Source organism: Glaciimonas sp. GG7, from assembly GCF_052976905.1.
In genome coordinates this window covers 1-22,224 of the sequence record NZ_JBRIIQ010000070.1, presented here as the reverse complement: position 1 = coordinate 22,224, position 22,224 = coordinate 1, and the positions used below count along the sequence as shown (strand labels likewise).

Here is a 22,224-nt window from a genome sequence, read left to right as displayed (position 1 = left end):
TGTTGGTTGAAGATGACGCGATAGGCTTGTTTGTTCATGCATATTCCAATTCAGAGAAAGCGTATTGAGGGTGATTTTTCAGATAGGGATGGAACCAATCGACTATCAATATTGATAGTTGAGGTTGAAGCCGATGGTCGGATTCGCTGTGCGGAAGCGCTCTGGTTTGTAGAGCGTCCAGCTCGAAAAAATGTCGTAGCTGACGCCCTGATAACCGCCACGCAGACCGACCGTCGCTCCGGCGAGTTTGTCGCCGAGTAAATCCTTGACGCTGGGGCCGTAGACTTTGCCGATGTCGATGCCGACGTAGGCCGATTGACCACTTTGCGCTAGGGGGATATTGAGTTCGTTGCGCAAGAAGAAGCCGCGTTCACTGGCTAAATTTAGTTCGCCATCGAAGCCGCGTACGGTGTAGCGGTTACCGATCGTGAATTGGTCGGACAGGTATAGCTTGGAGCGGGTGTTTTGTGCGCGCAAAGTGCCGATGTAGGTCAGCGGCTGGGTGGCGATGGCAAATGGGACGACGACGGTGGCGTCGAGACTTTGCAGGCTGTAGCGGAAGGTATCGCCCGATGGGTTGCGCGAGTCGAAAGCCGGGTCGGGGTCGCCCTGACCGTTGAACCATGACACGCCCCAGCGGTTGGCGAAGGTGACATCGAGTTGGGCGTTGCCAAAGTAATGTTTGTGGACCCAGGCGAGTTCTGCAAAGGTGGTGTTGCGCTTTTGGTTGTCGGTTTCGTGGCCGTTGATATAGCCGCGGCTCCAGCGCTTGGCGACTTTGAATTGCCAGCTATTTTTTTGAGATTGATCGCGCTGGAATAATTGGGAGACGGTGACCTCGAGATTGCGCGACTTGCCGGAAGAAACGAAAGGATCAGCACTCCCAATTTTTTGGTGATAACGATAGTTGCTAGCGCTAACGGTGTAACGCCAGTATCCGGCGGGAATCGCGTAATACAGATTGTTGCCATTGGTGCCGCGTTGATCGCCTTTGCGGTCGGCGTCGCTATTGATGCCGACGTTGAAAAGGTCGTTTAAGCCGAGTGGATTGTCGATGCTGAAATTAAGGCTGGTCTGGAGTTTGCCGGTGCCTTGTGCGCCGCTGTCATCGATATTGGCGCTGAGTTTCCAGGGCTTGCCGCGTTTAACGTCGAGGACGATATCGCTTTCGCCGAGGATGTCTTCGGGGACGAGTTGCATGTCAACGTCCTGGCTGGGGATGCGCTTCATTTGCTCTAGGCCTTGCTCCAGATCACGCAGATTGAGCAAGCGTCCGGGGCCGGTTGGGAAGGCGTTTTTCCAGGTACCGTAAAGCGTCGGATCAGCAAAGCGGATCGCGCGGATCAGGCCGGGAACCAAGATCAGCGTGACTGTGCCGCTGGCTAAATCTTGGGCTGGGATGCCGATGCGGGAGGTGGTGTAGCCGTGACGCAGAATCAGTTTGCCGAGACGAGCGACGATGACGTTTAAGCCTTCTTTACCGATGCACGCGCCAGCGTAGTTGTGCAGGTAATCCAGGACAAAATGAAAGGGGTCGAACGGTAACGCGCTGGCTCCGGCCGCCTGGTTGGCGGGAGGCAACTGAGTCGGTACGTCGAGTACAAATTGCTGCACCGTAAAACATTCGGCATCGGTTGGTAAGGCCAATGTGTCAGCGGCGTCAGGCGTGTCAGTCGATGCGGGGCCGAGATCAACGTTGGGTGCTTGTAATGCGCGTTGACGGGCGAAGGCTTCCGCTTGCGTACGACGGCGTTGTTCTTCGCTGGCGGGCGTTTGGATGACTTGGGCTTCTTCTTGCGCTCTCTGAGACGCATTGGCTGCTGTGAAAAAAGCACCGCTCAGTAGCAGGAGAATGCGTGGCGCAAACATTCGCCGGGAAAGGCTGGCGTTGGTGAAGACAAGATATTTTTTCAAGAATTGCCCCTGAGAAACTAGTTCGAGGCAATATTCTAGGGCGCGATCCTACTTGTCTTGTTTGCGAAAAAGCTCAAGATTTGGTGGATATTTCTCTAAAAACTACAGAAATGTTACTGGTGAAGGAGTTGATTAGACAGATTTTTCTTCTGACTACCTTTGAAATGCCTGAAGGCCGTGGAAAAACTGCGCGCAGCAGTTTAACAACAGCCTCCAATAGGTAAAACTTTGGTAGAACTTAGATGGTGACGGCCAATGTAAATGGCCGCCGTTTACTTCTTATTGAGATCCTGCCAACTGCGTGGACCGCCATCGCCGTGACGATCATCGAAACGCTGCAACAGGGCTTCACGCACTGGGTCGGACAGACTGGGATATTTGTCGCCCTGCTCGATGGCGGCATAATCGTTTCCGGCTTTAGAGAGATCGTCGGAGATGTGAAAGCCGGCAACAAACTCTTGCTCCCATTGCTCGGTTACTTTCTGCACCAATGCGATGCGCCCGGGATGACTCAACAGAGCGAATTCGCCAGTCCCGGCATTGATTCTCTGCACGGTTTCAGTCAATCCTTCTTCGGTTAAGGGGGCTTTTGTAAACTCTTTGACTGCATGTGCGCCGCTAGTCTGCGTCATTTCACTCTCCTGGTTGGGTGATGCGATGGTAGACGTCCGTATTTCTAAGAAGATCACGGACGTCGGTTGAGACATCGATCATGTGATGTCAACCTCGAGACATCACCTTTTTGCCGATGCTGGTTCAGGCTCCTGCTACTGCTCTTTCTATCTCGGGGCCCAAGCCCTGTGCACCCGAGGGGGTAAAAAATCGTTGCTGCATTTCTTCAAGACCAAGTGTTTGTAACACCTCTTGCAGCCGTTGCGTAGGACGGTTGCGCGGCAAATCCTTGTAGGTGGCGATGATTAATTCGTTTTTCATCGAATGTTCCCAGCCGACTAATTCGGTCACGCTAACTTGATAGCCGTGCGCTTCCAATTGAAGACAGCGCAAGACGTTGGTGACCTGACTGCCGAATTCACGCGTGTGCAAGGGATGGCGCCAGATTTCTGTGAGGGCTTCTTTGGCGAGCGTTTTTCCTTTGTTTTTCTTCAGAACGGATGCGACTTCTGCCTGGCAGCAAGGGACTAACACCATATAACGGGCTTGTTTTTTCAATCCGAACTCAATAGCGTCATCGGTCGCGGTATTGCATGCATGCAAGGCGGTGACGACATCGATACGTGCTGGCAACAAAGGCGATTCGGTTGAATCAGCAACGGATAAGTTCAGAAACGACATGCCAGGAAATGCCAGTTTTTGTGCTAATTCTTGCGATTTTTTGACTAATTCTTCACGCGTTTCAATACCGTAAATATGCGAACCATCGGTCAGGGTTTTAAAAAACAGATCGTACAAAATAAATCCCAGATAGGATTTACCGGCACCATGATCGACCAGCTGGACGCTTGCGTGTTCTTGTTGAATTTCTTGCAATAGAGGTTCGATGAACTGATACAGGTGATACACCTGCTTGAGCTTGCGACGGCTGTCCTGATTCAACTTGCCGTCACGGGTCAAGATATGCAGTTCTTTTAACAGTTCAATCGATTGGCCGGGCCGGATTTCATGCTTGGGCTGAAGTGGACTGTCGGATGGCGTATTTTGCTTGATGCTATTCATTTAACTATAACTTCCTGGCAGCCTGATGCAAATGTGCGGCGGTGCTTGTCAGTATAGCGAGATAGCGATTTTGGCGGGGATGAAAACTAGTTTTCCTCCTCTACCAGGTGGGCCTTTTAGTGCCAGCCCTGCCATTGTTACGGGAGTTCAACCCCGCCAAGTGAATATCGCCCAAGTTCAACATCGTTGCGCAGACCCATTTTTTTCATCGCGGAGGTTTTCTGAAGGGCAATCGTTTTAACGCTTTTGTTGAGGCGCGTCGCTATTTCGCGGATGCTGTGACCATTGGCATACATTCTGATGACTTCGGTTTCGCGTTGGCTGGGCATTTTTCCCACGGGGCCGGCACGCAAAATATCACGTACTGATTTACTGATATAGCGTGATTTTTTTGCAGCACTATCGATTGCGTACCTGATAGTGGCAATTTCATCGTTCATATGCAACACGCCGTCTACCTCGCTTTTAATGATCTGATACAACACAGCGGGCATCGTATTCATGGTCAATACGATTAAACACACATTGGGATGATGACGCTTAACGTATGACAACAGAGTCAGACCATCGCACATTTGTTGCGCCGGCATCGAAATGTCGGTGATCAATACATCACAACGCGTATCTTTTAATCGGGCCAACAATTGATCTGTAGAACGGGCAATGGCGGCCACAGAAAGGTCCGCGCAACGATCAATATATCCTCGGACTCCGGCAATAATAACGGGATGATTGTCAGCCAAAACTATATGTTGCATGCAGTCTCCTTAAAATAAAACGATGAAGATCAAGGGGTGTTGACACTTCAAAATAATATCAAACGGACAAGATTATTGATCTCATCATCGATTTAATAATTTATTTGCAAGGGCCTAGATTAGGCATAGACGAGGGGCAACGGTATAGGAAAATTCTTAAAGTAATGGTAACTTTTCTATTTAAAATTGTTCTCTACGGGTCGATTAAATATCCACCGGATCAACTTCCAGCGACCATTTCGCACGCGTTTTGATGGTCCGCAATACCGCCATCCAATCGGTTAGAAAAGCCTGCAATGCCGGACGCGATGCACACTCAATGAGCAACTGCGCACGATCCACGTTGGCTACACGCGTCATGCTCATCGGTATCGGATCGTTCATCGTGATCCCGCCGTGCTCCAGACAAGTTGCGGCTTGCTGCAAGAAAGCGATGGCGGTTTCGAGCTCTTTGGCTTCCGCTCGCAACAGTGCCTGATAGATATAGGGCGGCAAATGTGCCTGTTGGCGCTCCTCTAGCAACGCGCTGGCAAAGTGATCATAGTCGTGCGCGATGACTGCCGAGTACAAGGGATGTTGCGGATAGCGCGTCTGAATCAGCACTTCGCTGGCGCTCCCGCCCTCTTTTTGTGCAGCGCGCCCGGCCCGCCCGGCGACTTGCATCAACTGCGCAAACAGGCGCTCGCTGGCGCGATAGTCGTGCGAAAACAGTGCGGTGTCGGGGTTCAGAATCCCCACCAGCGTCAGATTTTTAAAATCATGCCCTTTTGCCACCATTTGGGTGCCGATCAGAATATCCACTTCGCCCCGATGCACGCTATCGAACGCACTTTGGGCGCTGCCCTTGCGGCGGGTGGAGTCGGCATCGATGCGCAACACCCGCGCCTCTGGAAACATCGCCCGCAAGCCCTCTTCCAAGCGCTGCGTGCCGCGCCCCAACGGTTGCAAATCGACATTGCCGCAGGTCGGGCAGGATTTGGGAATCCGTAATTCCAGGCTGCAATGATGACAACGCAGTCGGTGTTCCGGTTTGTGCAGCACCATGAACGCCGTGCAGCGCGTGCAATCGCTGACCCAGCCGCAGGCATCGCAAGCAATCACCGGCGCATAACCGCGCCGATTCAAAAATAATAGTGATTGCTCACCTCGCTGCAAACGCAGCTTCAAGGCGCTGATTAGCGTTGAGGTCAGCCCTTCGGTCGGCTTGTCGTGCTCCATATTGACCAGCTTCACCGCTGGCAACACCGCATTGGCGACCGCACGCTGGCGTAACTCTAACTGGCGATACCGGCCCGATTGCGCGTGATGCCAGGTTTCCAACGATGGGGTGGCTGAACCCAAAACGATGGGTATGCGTAATTGGTGCGCGCGCCATACCGCCAGATCACGGGCCGAATAACGCAAGCCTTCTTGCTGTTTATACGAGGGGTCATGCTCCTCATCGATAACGATCAGGCGCAAATGCGGCAGCGACGCCAGTACCGCCAGCCGCGTCCCCAAAATAATCCGCGCCTGCCCCAAGTGCGCCGCCAGCCAATGCCGCATCCGCTCGCCCTCGGCTAAGCCGCTATGCAAGGTTGCCACCATCACGCCGGGAAAACGCGCCCGAATATTGCCCTCCAGTTGCGGCGTCAAGTTGATTTCGGGCACAAGAATGAGAATTTGCGCAGGATTGCCTTCACCGTCGCTCGTACTTTGGGCAAGGATTTTGGCAGCGGCCTGTAAATACACCTCGGTCTTGCCGCTGCCGGTGACGCCATACAGTAGCGTCGGCGCAAACCCGGTCGTGCCAGCGATGGCGTCGACTGCGAATTGTTGCGATGGATTGAGTGGCGGGACGTCCATCGGCGTGGCGTCATGCACGGCGTCAACTTGCTGGAGTTTTTTCAGACCGCGGTCCAGCGCCACGGTGGTCAGTGCACGCAGATTTTTTGGCAATCCCGGCAACGCCACCTCGCCCAATGGGCGCTGGTAATAATCGGCGGCGAACTGGCACAACGCCAGCCAGCGCAGCGATAGTGGCGGCAACTGTTGCCGCACGGCCTGAACATCTTTTAATTTCGCGGGGGGAACATCGCTGTGCGTGCTGTTACCGACGATCATGCCGACCACTTCGCGGCGACCAAACGAGAGCTGCACAAGCTGGCCAGTCTGAGGAATAGCCTCGGCAGCATCGGTTGCCTGCCAACGATAGTCAAAGCTGCTGTCAAGGGGGGTGTCGAGGACAACCTGAAGAATGCAATGTTTCACGAAGTTAATGTGAATCCTGAGGAAAGAAGCTAACTACCGGTTTCATAAGCGCTTTTAAAGCTATCCACAGCTTCTGTGGATAACTTTGTGGATAACATCGTCTTGACAGCCGCAAACGCACTACCTATGCGGCGCTCGATGAAATGCACAAACGGAGTGCAAAAAATTAACTGTTTAAAATCAATGACTTATAAAGAAGTAAAAACTCTAAAAAAATATTTTTTATTTTTTTTCATATCTCATATCAAGTTCAAATATGTGCACAAGTCAGATATTGCCCGGTTAAAAAGGAATCCTGTCTAAAGAAAAAATGCAAGTATTAAATAATGCTATTACAACCATCTTCACAGAAAATTCTTAGGGACGTTGGATTAAACCTGAAATCATTGTTTTTATAATAATTTATTTTATTGCCCCATGGAAAAATAAAGAAAATGAAGGGGCTACAGTTGAATAAGCACTTTCTAAATTATCAATAATCCCTGTGGATAACTTTGTGGGTAACCTCACATTCAAAAGGTGAATAACTTATATCCACAGTCAATGCAATAGAAACGCACAATGTAAGTGCAAAAAAATAATTTGTTTAAATTCAATGACTTAAGAATTTTTGAGTACATTACATTAACGACATTCTTATCACAGAATTTGTGCACCACAACACAAATTATTATGTGTATAACTCTCGCCATATAACCAAGATTGTGTGGTAAAGAAGAGAACACTTATCGTTCACCATCCTTCAGAAACCACGCTACATGTCCTCCCCCCATAGCGATAAGGGCCACACCACATCCATATTGGAGGGATCGCCAACCGAAAAGGAGACTGAAGAAGAGCAACTCAGAAATCGGGAATTACTCAGACAACCGAGAAATTCATCAACGCAAGTGAGCTAAACGAGAATTTGGTCGAGTATTTAGTCGAACAATGAGGACTGACAACACCAACCCGGCAAGACCTGCTTTTGATGCCAGTATCATCCACGCATTTTGCGACTGATCTCATGCACCGCTTCAACCATGGCGGCCACCGACTCGGGCGGTGTGAACTGAGAAATCCCGTGGCCGAGATTGAATACATGGCCGTGACCTGCAGAGGGCGCGCCATAACTTGATAACAAACGCGCCACTTCGCGGCGAATCTGTTCGGGGCTAGAGAACAACACAACCGGATCAAGATTGCCCTGCAGCGCTACTTTGTGACCCACACGGGCGCGTGCCTCGGCCAAATTCACGGTCCAGTCCAACCCGACCGCATCGGCACCTATATCGGCAATTTGCTCCAACCACAAGCCGCCACCTTTGGTAAAGACGATCGCCGGAATCGGCACGCCATCCTTTTCGCGCTTGAGCTGGCCCATGACCTGGCGCATGTAATCTAGCGAAAACGCCTGATACGCACCATCGGCCAGCGCGCCGCCCCAGGTATCGAAAATCATCACCGCCTGCGCGCCGGCATCAATTTGCGCATTCAGATACGTTGCCACTGCTGCGGCATTGATACTCAAAATGTGGTGCATCAGGTCTGGACGGTTGTACAACATCGTCTTAACCGTGCGGAAATCATCCGAACCGCCGCCCTCCACCATGTAGCACGCCAGCGTCCACGGACTGCCGGAAAATCCAATCAGCGGCACGCGACCGTTGAGCTCGGTACGAATCTGTGTGACCGCATTAAAAACATAATCGAGACTGCCCAAGTCTGGTGCGCGCAAGGCCTTAATCGCCGCCTCGTCGCGCAGCGGATGCGCAAACTTCGGCCCTTCGCCATCCGAAAAATACAGCCCCAGTCCCATTGCATCAGGCACCGTCAAGATGTCCGAAAACAAAATCGCCGCATCCAGCGGAAAACGCTCCAGCGGTTGCAGCGTGACTTCAGTTGCGTAATCGGGATTCTTCGCCAGCCCCAGAAAAGACCCGGCACGTGCCCGCGTTGCCTTGTATTCAGGCAAATAACGCCCGGCCTGACGCATCAACCACAACGGCGTGTAATCGGTCGGCTGACGTAATAATGCACGTAGGAAAGTATCGTTCTTGAGGGGGGCGAATTGGGGCATGGAGGCGATCTGAGGCTTTTGGAATGCGGCATTATCGCACTTCTACTGCCTGCCTGATGGCTACAAAGTGAACTATCCGACGTCCGGGTGAGCCGCCCACCTGCAATGCCTGACCAGAATCCCGTGATCTGTCAAAACGACGACATCATCTCCTTTCGTTATTTATCTACCTCACCTCAATTTTAAGAATCTTCTCAATCTCATCAGCAAAAATCGTCCCTAGTATGCATGGAGATGTTTTCACATCCGCGATCAGCGTCTGGTCGTGCTCACTTTCTTTCCAGAAAGCGTCTCCATGCCAAGCAATCCCCGTACCCTTAGCGCCACTAGCTGCGCTATTCCCCGCATCCTCGGTGCACCGGGTCTGGTCCCGATTAGCCTGTCCGGCACCGAAAGCCTCAATGCACTTTTCGACTACCAACTCCTCCTCAGCACGCCCGACACACTCAACCATCTGACCGATCAGGTTGCCAACTTTCATCTCGATGATTTCATCGGCCATGACATTACCGTCAGCATTGCGCAGCACGGCAACGCCGGAGCGCGGGAAATCTCTGGCCTCATTAGTGCGGCGACCATACTGCGGCAGGAAGGTCGTCATGCGCTTTACCAACTCACTTTACGTCCTTGGCTGCACCTCGCCACGCTGACGGCAGACTGCAAAATATTCCAGGACCAAACCGTCGTTGAAATTCTCGATACCCTGCTGGCCGATTACCTGTTCCCGGTCGATAAACGCCTCATCGACGCCTACCCCAAGCGTGATTATCAGACCCAATACAACGAAACCGATTTCGCATTTTTCAGCCGGTTATGCGAAGAATGGGGGATCAATTACTTCTTCGAACACAGCGATGGCAAGCATCGGCTCATCCTCATCGATAACATCGGCGCGCATAAAAAATCGTCCAATAGTGCCTATCACGTTCTCGATTTTCATACAGAAGGCAAGCATATCGACGTTGAATATATTCACGATTTTGTCCCGGCGCACACGCTGACCTCGGGCCAATTCAGTACCAACGAATACGACTACACCCGTCCCAATGCCAACCTTTCAGCTAGCCGCGCCGATCCTCGCCAGACCGGCCACAACCAGCAAGCCGTGTATCAATGGCACGCCGATGCCCACTACAGTCAACCGGCCGCCAGCGGCGTCGGGCGTAGCCCGAACGATCCGCATGCGGAGGGAGATTTTCTGGCGCGATTACGGATGCAGGCGCTACGCAGCCCCGGTCAGCGTGCACGCGGTCAGGGGCATTTGCGCGGCATGGTGCCCGGCTGTGTGTTTGCCTTGCGGGACCATCCGCAGGTTACCGCGAATGCGGATTATTTAATTCTTTCCACCACGCTTAGCATCACTGACGCTGCCGATGAAACGCAGAACGCTGGCAACCTCCAGCGCCAACGTTTCGCAGTCAACGTCGCCTTCACCGTGCAGCCGACCTGCGAGATATTCCGTCCCGAACGCACCACACCGAAACCCTTCACCCACGGCCCCGCCAGCGCCACAGTCGTCGGACCCGCCGGACACAATCTCTGGACCGACACCCTTGGCCGCATCAAGATTCAATTTCCGTGGGATCGACTTGGTCAGCACAATCAAAACAGTAGTTGCTGGGTACGGGTTGCCGCACCGTGGGCCGGGAATCAACTTGGCGGGATGCAGATTCCGCGTATCGGGCAAGAGGTGATCATCGACTTTTTCGGCGGCGATCCTGATTTGCCGATCTGTACTGGACGCGTCTATCACCAGAATAATTTGCCGCCGTGGACGCTACCCAGTCAGAGCGCCTTATCCGGTTTTCGCTCGCGTGAGCTGACCAAAGACGGCGGTAACAGCGCACCCGGTCGCAGCAATCATTTGATCATGGACGACACCGATGGCAAAATCCAAAGCCAGCTTAAAAGCGATCATCTGCACAGCCAGTTATCGTTAGGTCACATCACTCGCATTGATGGTCTGGCCGGGCGGAAAGATGCGCGCGGTCAAGGGTTTGAATTACGTACCGACGGCCATGGCGCGATTCGGGCTAAAGACGGGCTGCTCATTAGCACTGAGGGCCGTAGCCGGGCCGAGGGCCATGTCACCGATCTGGACGAAACTGCGCAAAGGCTGATGTCGGCGCAAGATCAGCACGACAGTCTTGGCGAACTGGCGCAACAACACGGGGCGCTGGAGACGGAGGATCACAGCGCCATTACCGGTGCCATCCAACAACAAAACACGGCGATTCAAGGCAGCCGCAGCAATCCTAATGATGCCTCAGAAGGCCGCTTCCCTGAACTCACCGCACCGCATCTGATCCTCGCCAGTCTGGCAGGGATAGAGACCACGACGCCGCATTCCACCCATCTCGCCAGCGGAGAACAACTTGCGCTGACCAGTGGACAAAATATCAGCCTGTCAGTCGGGCAACGCTTAGTCGCCAGCGTCAAAAATGGGATCCGTTTGTTCGCCTATAAAACCGGCATAAAACTGGTTGCGGCAAGCGGCGACATTGATGTGACGTCACTCAAAGACTGCATCAATCTGCTCGCCAAACTGACCATCGCCCAGAGCGCCAATCGGATCACTCTGAGCGCTAAAGAAGAAGTGCTGATTAACGGCGGCGGTAGTTTTACCAAATGGAATGCCAGCGAAATTTATAGCGGGACTAACGGTAGCTGGATCGCCCATGCAACCGTTCATGCGATGCCGGGGCCGAGCAACGTACCGGTGGAATTGCCGCAATTTCCACAGGCGCAATGCAAAGAATGTCAACGCGCAGCGCGCGCGGTCAATACCCGTCTAGGCGCTGCGGCTCTTTAATTATTTTGAAGGAAAATAAATATGTCTTACGCCGTTGACCCATACCATCCCGCCCTGTTGCGCCAGATTGATGCAACCTTAGCCAGCCATATAAACAAGCATGCAGCGCTACTGACCTATCTGCTGATCGATGGTACGTTTGATGATATTTCAAGCCGCGAGCTCTGGGAGGATAGTCAGAAAAATCAACCCGACATCGTCTCGCTATATGACACAACAGCGCTCGCAGAATTAGAGGAATGCAGTCCTTTTCTACTCATCGCCAACCCTGAACGCATAGCGCAGCTCCTACAGCGCAGCGCAGGTATTCCGATGTTGAGCTTGTTGCAAAGCCCATTATCGATTCACGCTCTGCAACGCCATTTCGCCCCCTTTTTACAAGTCCGCACGCCGTCAGATGGCTTGCGTTTTCCACTGCCATTTGCGGACACGCTTTGCAGCGAAGATATTTTGCAGAGCTTTGATGCGGAACAACGTAGTGCTTTCTGTTCCGGCTTTACCGTCTGGCATCTGATCAACCGCGAAGGCACGCTCACCAGCATCACCGGCACTTGCGTTGATGCAGCGGCTTACGTTGTCGGAGCGGTAGGCGAGGCAAACGCTATCGACATCACGGACAAGCAATATGCACGGCTCATTGATTGTGGCGAGGCGGATTATCTTCAGCACCACTTCACCAAAACAATCCCCGAACTCGTCACGCAATATCGACCATCGACGCTGCATACGATGATCACCGAATTACTCGCAGCTATGAATCGACGCGATATTGATCACGATGCCGAACGGAGAAAATTATTGATCCATGCGCTGAGGATGTCCGACAGAGGGCAAGCATTGGCGTTGCTGGACGCGGCACAAAAATATGGTGCAGACATCGCGCTGGAACGAATCGGGTGATCCATTAACTGAAGGAGAAATGGTATGAAAATGCGTCAAATTTTATTTGTGAGTACCGCGTTGATGCTCGGCGCTTGTACAACCACTGAACCGAAATTAAGTCGGCCTTTAAATGTTATTCCGTATGTGAATATTCCGATGAGTGGGGTATCGGTAGGTTGCTTAAGTCATAAGGGTGCGCCTTATGTTTCTTCATTTAGCGTTGAGGAATTTTTCAGCAAGCGCATGGTCGGCGGGCTGAGTTGCGGCGGTATCGGCGCGTTGGGTTATACGCTTCCGGATACATGGCAACCGGGTATGAAAGTCAAAGTTCGCTGGAAGCCGAATGCACGCGACTGGATAGAAAAAACTACCACGATCAGACGGTATGAAGAAGCAGGAACGCTATATGTTCATTTTTTTGAAAATGATGAAGTGCGCGTGGTCTCTTCTGCGGGCTATGCGCCAGAAAGTCCTAAACATCCTATTCTCAAAAGCAGCACTATCGCCCCACCGGAGGAAGAGTAAATGAGTAACCCTATTCAATCAGCGCCACTGACTATTTCCGATCGTGCCGAAAATGAAATGGCGCTAACGATTACCGAATTATGTACGGTACAAGACTTAGATACACGTCCCGCAAAAAATGAACCTCTTTGCCAATATCCAATCAAGATCGGCCTGTTTTTCGATGGCACTAACAATAATCGGGAACGCGATGAACCGGTGCAAAGCCATACCAACATCGTTAAATTGTTTAAAGCGCATACAGATGTTAATGAGGAGGGCGTGCTTATGACTTCTCATCACTATAAATTCTACATTCCCGGACTAGGAACCCGTTTTCCAGAGAATCGCGAATGGCGTGAAAGCCAGGATGGAAAAGCATTTGGTAAAGGCGGGCAAGCGCGGATTTTATTCGCCTTACTTCAGGTTTATAACGCCGTCTACCAATCATTCAACGAGGGACAAGAAATGTTCAAGGACAAGGAAATCACCGCCAAACTCCAGCAATACGCCAAAGACATCGACACCGGCGACCCTCTGCGCGATAACCGTGAACCACGTCCCAACCGACACAGCTGGTTTAATGATCTCAATAAAGAATTCAATACCAGATTACGCAAGGCGCGCATTGCTCGTCCACTGCCAAGAATCCCGCAGATCAGCATTTCAGTATTCGGCTTCTCACGCGGCGCAACACTAGCCCGGGCATTTTGTTACTGGTTTAACGACGTACTCACCCAAGGCGAGACGAAAGAGGGAATAAAAGACAGCACCTTTGGCGGTATGCCGGCCAGCATCGATTTTCTGGGAATATTCGAGAGCGTGGCAAGCATCGGGCTGCCGCAATCTGTGGCTGAAACCACGCCGCTATTTTTCGCCGATGGGCATTTTTCGTGGGCCAAAGAAATCCTCACACCGTTACCGGATTGCGTCAAAGAAACCGTACACTTTATCGGCGCGCATGAGCAGCGCCGCAATTTCCCCATCACACGCGTCAAGGCTGGCAAGGGAAAGGTCACCGAAGCGCTGTATCCCGGCGTGCATGCCGATATCGGCGGCGGTTATCGCCCAGGCGATCAGGGGCGTGGGCTGTGGAATGATCAAACGCAGATGGCTATGTTGCTATCGCAAATTCCATTGGTCCACATGCATAAAGCTGCACGCGTGGCGGGTGTGCCTTTGGCGGCGTATTGCGTGATGCCGTCAGATTTAAAAGAACACTACGCCATCGACGCACAGCTCGCGCAGGCATGGAACGACTACATGGCCGCCGGTGAGTTTATGGGCGCGTCCGGCATCGAGCAGATCGGCGACTATTACACCATGGTCCGCAAACACATGACGCTGTATTACGGCTATCGGCGGCAATACCTGGACGGGCTGGAATACACCATCGCTTTTCCCCGTGCCAATGCGCAGGATCAGGAGGATTTGCGTAGCTATAACGTCTTGCTGCGAGGTGACCTTGCTTTATTGGAGCAACGCGTGGCGATTGATAAATTAAATCCCCGCAAGCCTTTTGAAGACCGCTCAGGCGTGCCGTATCAACGCGTCTTGTTGGAGGGAAAAACGCGTCGTGCCATGAATACATGGCAATACACGTTGATGCTGGCGAGTGCAGCGCCGAAGCCAGACGAAATATGGGCGCTGGCAGAAATGAAAAAACAACAGTTGCCAGTGAAGACGCCTTTTTTTGCATTGCTGGATTTTTATGTACATGATTCGCTGGCCGGTTTTACTCTGGCCGGGTTCGGCACGAATGAAGACAAAGCCGAGGAGTTGCTGAAGATGGCGACCGAGTACGAGAACACTAGAAAAGCACCAGAGACGCCCTATAAAAAACAGGTTTGGCAGAATTATCAGCAGGCTATAAAAACCGATACGGCGTTGGCCGAGAGCGTACAAACGCGCATCGATACGGTCAGGCAAGCGGAGAAAACGGGCGGGTATCGCGCAGATAAGTCCATTGCGAAGGAAGCCGCTGATCAGCACACGGTGTTTACCCCGGAACAACAAGCCGCGCTGGCTAAATTGTTTCCGCTACAAACCGATGCGCACGCTCCCGAATTACTGCACGCGGCGCTCTCGATCCAGACCACAACACGCAGGGAGGGTAGTGGGTATTTGCGGCAGCGGTATGCGTTTGAATAGGTGCGCATAGAAATAGATCGGGCATCAGGGGCTACTCCGAAATAGAAAGAAATAGCGATATTGGGTGTTTTCTGATTGTTTCGAATCAGCATGTCCGTATATTCCCCATAGCCCTGATAGTGCTAGTCCAGCACATACAGGATTGCCCGATTCAACAAAAACTCCCATCGACTCCAATAGAAAATTATTATGCGAAAGATATTTATCCTGCCCCTGATATGCAGTCTTTTTATGATGTCTTCGGCGCTTGCCAAGTCCTATCAAAAGGTCGCGCTGGTTGCCAGCTCAACCCAATATGACGAACAAATTGTTGAAAAAGTTAAAGGTGCACTGACGCTAAATGGCTATTCGGTTGATACCCGTCATCTCAATCAGGTTGTATCCGATTTTGGCTATGTCAATACAGACCGCTCGCGGGCCAAAATGCTGATTGACGCCATGCTTGATGATCAGGTCGAGATCGTGTGGTTTATCAAAGGTGGTGGCGGTGCATTCAATCTGCTGCCCTTTCTTTACGCGGCAAAAGAACAGCTTGCATTGGCGAAACCGAAAGTACTGGTTGGCTTTAGCGATGTCACGGCGATTCACGGCTTTGTGAATGAATATCTGCAATGGCCATCGGTACATGGCACAGTAGCCAGCCTGAACAAAGAAATGACAGCACCGGATGGCAAGATAAAAACCAACGACCTGGAACCTATTGCGGCCATTAACGCGCTGTTCAATGTTGGTGTTAACTATCAAAATGTTCTGCCACTCAATGACGCCGCAAAAAAAGGGATTCAGGGGCAGCTGCGAGGCGGCAATTTCACCTTGGTCAGTAGCGCCTTTTCAACGCGCTATGAGCCGGATTTTTCTGGAAAGGTACTGCTGTTGGAAGATGTTGGGGTGAGCTTCCGTCAGTTGGATCGCAGTTTGCATCAACTACTTTTTAAAAAAGATCTCCATGTTGACGCCATCATTTTTGGTCAACTCTATCCGCTGGACCCGACTGATGCGGAGCGGTTAATGTATAAATCGGTCATTGAAAATTTTGCCAAAAAATTCAACAAACCGGTTTACTACTATCCCTTTATCGGCCACGGCAGAACCAATCATCCGGTCATACTCGGCGCAGATGTTTTGCTGTCGTGCCCGGAAAACGTGGAGTACTGCTCGTTGCAGCAGAAACTGTAATGCGCTAAATACAATCTGACTGCTGGCGAATAACTAATCGCCAGCAGTCAGTGTCAAATCGCTAGCAGCCTCAATCGAGTGCGCAGGGCTAAAATCTAATGCTACTTTGCATGCTTCAACTCATTTCGCATTTTATCCAATATAGCTCTCCTATTGATCTCATTATTAACAGTATGAGAATTCCATTCTTTTAACGCAATGTAACAAATGCATTTTCGAAGTATTGGATTTTCTAACATACGGGAAAAAATTTCTTGCATCATTTTTTTATCTGACGAAAGAATTAAATTGTCATAAATAATAAAGACTTCTGCCAATCCGTCATCACCTCCATATAGTCTCCATAACTCATTTTTGGCATGCAGGACTCTCTGACGCAGGGAAAAATTTCTGGCATTTTCTTTTATCCTTTCCTCATACTTCGCATCAATGGCTCTTGCCGGGCGAGATAAAGTATTCACTAATGCAAGCATTGATGGCGACAAGTCTTTGTTCGTTTTTTTGACGGGATGATATATCCAGATATTTTTAGCAGGAGGCAATTGGTTTAGCTTTTTTTCTCCCCTCGGAGCGTCAATTAATTCATATTCACATTTTCCGCTTTCATCGAACCATGCATTTACCAGAACAACTTTGCCAACAATATCATTGCGCTCTGTGTATCCCACAAAGAACGATAATTTTTTATCAGGCTGCGTCTTTAAAAGTCCTTCAATATTATTTTCTATGGCGGCAATATATTCAAACTTAGGATGAGAATAGCGAGGAGAAAACGATATATCTGGAATATTTAAATTTTCAAAAGTACCGGGACAAAACTGTTGAAAGATATTTACAATATTTTCAGGAGATTCATTGTGTCCCGAATTTTTTATTCCCATCTCAGCCAATTCCTCTGGTGTTTTTTCTAAAAAATTTCCTAATGCTTTGATGTAGTAATGGGGATCATAATTTTTTAATTTATTGGTATCTGCCATCATGTATGCAATACCATCTAATACCTTCGGGAACCTTGGCCCCCAATTTACATTTTCAAAATAAATAAAAGCACTCCGAATATAATCAACAATACGTGTCCGTAGCTCTGGATCATTTAGCATGCAAACCAGCATGAAATTTATAAATTCTTTTTCATAAAGATGCTCACTATTACCGGCGTGCACTAAAAATATTGAAAATTCGTCGGCTCCTGCATGTTCTTTAATTAAATTTTCAACTGAGCGTAATGCCGCCAAATCTACAGTTTTCAGATCCCGTTTTTGAATAATATCGGATAACCGTTCAGGTGGCGGGGAGCTGAGAAGATGTATCAAGCTCTTATCGCGCGCCCCCCTTCTGATCTCATCTTCCGATTTTGATTCAGGATTAAATAAGAGCTTCCAGGTCTGTGGCGTGCCTTCTTCAGAGACCATTATTTCAACGTATGGAGAACTCAGATCAAGTTTTGCAATATAGTCTGGAGGTACATATCGCGGGCCACCGAAAAGTACTTCAGGCCTCTCTGTAATGGTGTAATAACTTGCTCCCTTTTGATGTACTTTAGCTTGCGTCAAGCTAAGCATGTCCTTATACCAACAAGCTCCAAGAGTACTGTAAAGTGGCATGGTTATATCAGCATGCCCAGTCTCAAGGCCCAGACAACCGGTGCCGTATATGCGAATATCGTTGAAAAGGTTTTGACCTGCCTCACTCATTTCGGCTGCTGTCAGTTTCGGATCAAGTCGCGCTATGATGCATTGCCCTTTTTCGCCAGTCTTTCGACGGATCAGTCCGTCTGAATTTATCTCAGGATTCAAGCGTGTCGGGAGTGACATAACAAAGAGCGTGTCATTTCCGTATGTTTCGTTAAACGCTATCTTTTCATCTGCTAGCTTCATCATCTCGGTGGTAACTTTTGTGCCGTTAGCCAAAATAAAATCACCACTCTCTGTTTTGTCAGGAAATGGCAATTCCCAGTAAGGTTCATATTTAATGAAGCTAACACCATGCATCGTGGTGTGTTGCGTTAAATTACTTGAATCTGCCGGAATAAAATTAGCGGATAGATTTTTATTTAATATAGCGGTGTTCGTTTGTAAAAATTTTTGTGCCTCCGCAAGTCCCGTAGTTTCCGTTCCCTCAGGTGTTAAGAATTTCCTGGAAAAGAAATCCACAAAAATCGCACTGTAGGGAAAAGTACGCTTTAATTCAGACTCTATCCTTTCTATCTGTTCATATTGCTGCTCTAACGTTTCCTCTAGTGGCAGCATTTCCTGTGTCTTTTCTTCCTCTGGTGGCAATACTTCCTGTATCTTTTCTTCTGGGTCAAGTCCGTCAGGCATGACGTCCTCCATCAAGTATATATCTGGTGGGTCTTGCGGCCGAAGCCACTTATCCAGATTCGCTATCAAAACTACCCCAGCTCCACCGGTGGTTTTACAACCAACGCTTTCGTACTGTCGATCTTTAGCAGGATGCAAAATTGCATCGATACGTGCAGTCATACGATAGCTATCAAATACGATCACCTGGTTTGTCGTCGAATGACCTGCATTACGCACAATAGCTAAATCCTCCTGAACCTCTTTGGATAACCCCATCTGAAATCGGATGTCGTATAAAGCATCCTTTATTTGGGATGCTAATTGCTCCGGCGACTTGTCTGACGCGGCGAAGACTTGATCGATGATGGGTCCGGTTACGTTAATAGTATTTCTCTGCTGCGGGGATAGACCAGGTTGTTGACCAAGCGTCTTAAGGATTTGTTGGGTACTGGTTTTGCATCTTTCCAGCGAGCCGCCAAGCTTGAGTAATTTGCTAGCAACTTTCAAGTTATTGTCCGGCAAACTAAATTTGATTTCTTTGGCGAAATCCTGACAAAAGCTATTCACTTTTAAACAAAAATCAGTAAGGAGCTTTGCCTTCTTATCAATGGGGCGAAGTGGTACTGATACTTTTTCCAAATTTATATTGATGGGCGAATAACTTGATTCCAATGAAGTAGCTAAAGCCTCTTGAGCTTCATCGGATAACCCCAACTGACTTCTAATGGTATCTATATCCTTCATTAGTAACCTTGCCAAATCATCCGATGGGATTTGCGACATAGTGCAAGCACGATCAATTCTGTTTCTGGCTATGCGGATGAAATCCGCCTGCTCGAAGGTCAGACCTGATTGTTTACGAAGTGTATTGAGCATTTCTTGGGCATTGACTTTGCATTCTCCCAGTGCATTGCTGCCAAGTACGAGTGCATCGATAGCAACTCTTAAACTATTGTTCGGAAAAACAAACTCGAGATCTTCGGCAATATGCCGGCAAAGAACGTCAAGTTTAGAAAAAAAATCGGCCAGAATCTGTGCATTCTCATCACTGGGTTGAAGCGGTGCTGATAGTGTCAATACTTGTGTACCTCTATCAGCTAGTGACCTGGGCTGAACGGTGGGTTGGTGGTTGCAGCGCATTATCAAATCCTATGAAAGGTTTTGTGAAAGAAAAAAGAACGACTATATGAGGCTTCATATAGTCGTTCTTTCGGGAAAGAGATTATCAACTTTCCGCTATTTTTAATCTTCCAAAAGGTGTCTTTTAAGGCCTCCTCGAACGGTGGCGAACTACTCCCCGGTAGTCAACGCCAAGCTGCTAGTACGTCCCATCGATGCTGACCATAGCGTCAGGCCCAACGCCATCAACACCATCACCACGCCAACATACGGCAACACAGTGAATTGAAAGCCCGCACCGATAGCGATGCCGCCAACCCATGCGCCGGTCGCATTGCCCAGATTAAAAGCGCCTTGATTTAGGGTTGCCGCCAGATTGGGGGCTTCGCTGGCGCGATTGACTACCAGCACTTGCAAGGGCGGTACGATCGCGAAGGCCAGTACGCCCCAGACAAATATGGTCACCGCGGCTGCGACCGGGGTATGCATCGTCACTGAGAATATCGTCAGCACAATCGCCAACGCGATCAAAAAGGCAATCAGCGACGGCAGCAAACGCCAGTCTGCCAACTTGCCGCCCAGGGCGCTACCGACGGTCAAGCCCACGCCGAATATCAGCAATACCAGCGTGACGGCATGTGGCGTCAAACCGGTGACGTCCTCCAGTATCGGAGTGATGTAGGTGAATACTGAAAACAAACTGGCCGATGCCAGCGCACTGATGGCCAACACCATCAAGACCTGACGATCAGCCAGCACGCGGAATTCTTGCAGCAGACTGGTCTTTTGCATGACGATCTGTTTTGGCAGCCACATCGCTAACGCAATCACGGCCAATACGCCGATCACGGTGACCGCCCAGAAGGTCGAACGCCAGCCCAGCAGCTGACCCAAGGCGGTACCGAAGGGCACGCCCAGCACGTTTGCCAACGTCAATCCGGCAAACATCAGTGCAATCGCCTGCGCCCGTTTATTGGGCGCAACCAGTCCGGCGGCGACGACTGAACCGATGCCGAAGAATGCACCGTGACAGAAGGCAGTGACCACGCGCGCCACCATCAGGACTGCGTAATTGGGGGACAGTGCGCACAGTACATTACCGACCAGAAACAAGCCCATCAAGCTGAGTAAGGCGGTACGACGTGGTAAGTTAGCGGTAACAATAGCGATAATCGGCGCGCCGATAGTGACGCCCAGCGCGTAGCCAGTGACCAGCATGCCTGCAGCAGGAATTGATACTCCCAGGTCGCGCGCCACGTTGGGCAGCAAGCCCATAATGACGAACTCGGTCGTGCCGATGCCAAAAGCGGCAATGGCGAGGGCAAATAAAGGCAAGGACATCATGGTGAGGATCGATCAGAAAACGGCGTTGCAGGCGTCAGTCATGCGGAAAAATTGATCACTGTGTGCAAGCGCCGAAGGCACGCCGATGTTGGCGTAAGGCGAGATTATAGCAACGCCGAATTATTTCCGCTGAGCAGTAACCAGAAATGCAACATGTGCACTTCTGGGCCGTTACACGCGCGACGCAATCAAATCCCCCCCATACACAAATATTTAATCACCTGATAATCCTCAATCCCGTACGTCGATCCTTCGCGGCCCAGACCAGATTGCTTGACGCCACCAAAAGGCGCGACTTCGGTGGAAATCAAACCGGTATTGATGCCGACGATGCCGCACTCCAGCGCTTCGGCTATGCGCCAGATGCGGCCGATATCGCGGGAGTAGAAATAGCTGGCGAGGCCGAATTCGGTATCGTTTGCCATGGCGATGACTTCGTCGTCGGTCTTGAAACGAAACAATGGTGCCATCGGGCCAAAGGTTTCTTCGCGGGCTACGATCATGTCAGAGGTGACGTCGGCCAAAATGGTCGGCTCAAAAAAACCATGCCCCAGCGCATGGCGCTTGCCGCCGATCAACAGGCGTGCGCCTTTGCCCAGCGCGTCGGCAATATGCTGCTCAACCTTTTCGACTGCCTTTTGATCGATCAATGGTCCTTGTGTAACGCCCTCTTGCAAGCCATCGCCAACTGTCAGTTGCCCGACTGCGGCCACCAGTTTTTGTGCGAATGCATCATAGACGCCGTCTTGTACATATAAACGGTTAGCGCAGACGCAGGTTTGTCCGGCGTTGCGATATTTGGAGGCAATTGCGCCCTCCACGGCGGCGTCCAGATCGGCGTCGTCAAAGACGATAAAGGGTGCGTTGCCCCCCAGCTCCAATGAGAGTTTTTTGATCGTCGGCGCGCATTGCTGCATCAACAATCGCCCGACACCTGTTGAGCCGGTAAAGGTCAGTTTGCGCACAATCGTGTTGCTGGTCATTTCTGCACCGATCTCACGCGCAGCGCCTGTGACGACGCTAAAGACCCCAGCTGGCACACCGGCGCGCTCAGCCAGCACGGCCAGTGCCAAGGCTGAAAACGGCGTCGACTCGGCAGGTTTCAATACCATCGGACAACCAGCGGCGAGCGCCGGGCCGACTTTGCGGGTAATCATCGCCGCCGGAAAATTCCACGGCGTGATTGCAGCACACACGCCAATAGGTTCTTTAATGACAACGATCCGATATCGATTCGTGCTTGTCCGTGGTACTCGGCATAGAACTACTGAGTCGGAG

Annotated in this window: 14 protein-coding genes; 5 read left to right on the top strand and 9 right to left on the bottom strand. The window is 50.6% G+C overall.

From position 1 onward, the window contains the following. Window positions 1-105: 105 nt before the first annotated feature. The 6 genes from ACVBEF_RS15175 to hemE all read right to left on the bottom strand — a co-directional run bounded on the left by ACVBEF_RS15175 (window position 106) and on the right by hemE (window position 8,655). On the bottom strand, window positions 106-1,914 hold the full coding sequence (locus ACVBEF_RS15175; RefSeq protein WP_447124781.1) for a ShlB/FhaC/HecB family hemolysin secretion/activation protein: 1,809 nt from the start codon (window positions 1,912-1,914) through the stop codon (window positions 106-108). Window positions 1,915-2,186: 272 nt separating this feature from the next. After that, on the bottom strand, window positions 2,187-2,546 hold the full coding sequence (locus ACVBEF_RS15170) for a hypothetical protein (protein WP_447124780.1): 360 nt from the start codon (window positions 2,544-2,546) through the stop codon (window positions 2,187-2,189). 124 nt (window positions 2,547-2,670) lie between these two features. Further along, window positions 2,671-3,588: a class I SAM-dependent methyltransferase gene (locus ACVBEF_RS15165; protein WP_447124779.1), complete on the bottom strand. Its 918-nt coding sequence runs from the start codon at window positions 3,586-3,588 to the stop codon at window positions 2,671-2,673. Window positions 3,589-3,725: 137 nt separating this feature from the next. After that, complete coding sequence (locus ACVBEF_RS15160) at window positions 3,726-4,346, bottom strand: response regulator (protein WP_447124778.1); 621 nt, start codon at window positions 4,344-4,346, stop codon at window positions 3,726-3,728. A 204-nt stretch (window positions 4,347-4,550) separates the two neighbouring features. Further along, window positions 4,551-6,596, bottom strand: a complete 2,046-nt coding sequence (locus ACVBEF_RS15155) for a primosomal protein N' (RefSeq protein ID WP_447124777.1) — start codon at window positions 6,594-6,596, stop codon at window positions 4,551-4,553. A 979-nt stretch (window positions 6,597-7,575) separates the two neighbouring features. Next, window positions 7,576-8,655, bottom strand: a complete 1,080-nt coding sequence (hemE, locus tag ACVBEF_RS15150; RefSeq protein WP_447124776.1) for a uroporphyrinogen decarboxylase — start codon at window positions 8,653-8,655, stop codon at window positions 7,576-7,578. A 295-nt stretch (window positions 8,656-8,950) separates the two neighbouring features. Between hemE and ACVBEF_RS15145 the strand changes: the two genes are divergently transcribed. The 5 genes from ACVBEF_RS15145 (at window position 8,951) to ACVBEF_RS15125 (ending at window position 16,180) form a co-directional block, all read left to right on the top strand. Continuing rightward, on the top strand, window positions 8,951-11,467 hold the full coding sequence (locus ACVBEF_RS15145; protein ID WP_447124775.1) for a type VI secretion system Vgr family protein: 2,517 nt from the start codon (window positions 8,951-8,953) through the stop codon (window positions 11,465-11,467). Between the two features lie 21 nt (window positions 11,468-11,488). After that, complete coding sequence (locus tag ACVBEF_RS15140) at window positions 11,489-12,367, top strand: DUF4123 domain-containing protein (RefSeq protein ID WP_447124774.1); 879 nt, start codon at window positions 11,489-11,491, stop codon at window positions 12,365-12,367. A 24-nt stretch (window positions 12,368-12,391) separates the two neighbouring features. Beyond that, window positions 12,392-12,874, top strand: a complete 483-nt coding sequence (locus ACVBEF_RS15135; protein WP_447124773.1) for a DUF3304 domain-containing protein — start codon at window positions 12,392-12,394, stop codon at window positions 12,872-12,874. Beyond that, window positions 12,875-15,004 carry a T6SS phospholipase effector Tle1-like catalytic domain-containing protein gene (locus tag ACVBEF_RS15130; RefSeq protein WP_447124772.1) on the top strand — a complete coding sequence of 710 codons (2,130 nt, stop codon included), beginning with the start codon at window positions 12,875-12,877 and terminating at the stop codon, window positions 15,002-15,004. It abuts the gene before it with no gap. A 234-nt stretch (window positions 15,005-15,238) separates the two neighbouring features. Beyond that, entirely contained in the window at window positions 15,239-16,180 is a 942-nt protein-coding gene (locus ACVBEF_RS15125; RefSeq protein WP_447124771.1) for an LD-carboxypeptidase, read from the top strand. Window positions 16,181-16,281: 101 nt separating this feature from the next. Here the strand turns inward: ACVBEF_RS15125 and ACVBEF_RS15120 are convergent, their stop codons facing one another. From ACVBEF_RS15120 to ACVBEF_RS15110, 3 genes are all read right to left on the bottom strand, one after another. After that, the gene (locus ACVBEF_RS15120; protein ID WP_447124770.1) at window positions 16,282-19,560 is read right to left on the bottom strand and encodes a hypothetical protein; all 3,279 of its coding nucleotides are present in this window, start codon (window positions 19,558-19,560) and stop codon (window positions 16,282-16,284) included. Between the two features lie 213 nt (window positions 19,561-19,773). After that, the gene (locus ACVBEF_RS15115; RefSeq protein ID WP_447124769.1) at window positions 19,774-20,943 is read right to left on the bottom strand and encodes an MFS transporter; all 1,170 of its coding nucleotides are present in this window, start codon (window positions 20,941-20,943) and stop codon (window positions 19,774-19,776) included. 191 nt (window positions 20,944-21,134) lie between these two features. After that, the coding region (locus ACVBEF_RS15110) for an NAD-dependent succinate-semialdehyde dehydrogenase (RefSeq protein WP_447124768.1) at window positions 21,135-22,224 on the bottom strand (1,090 nt) is incomplete at its 5' end.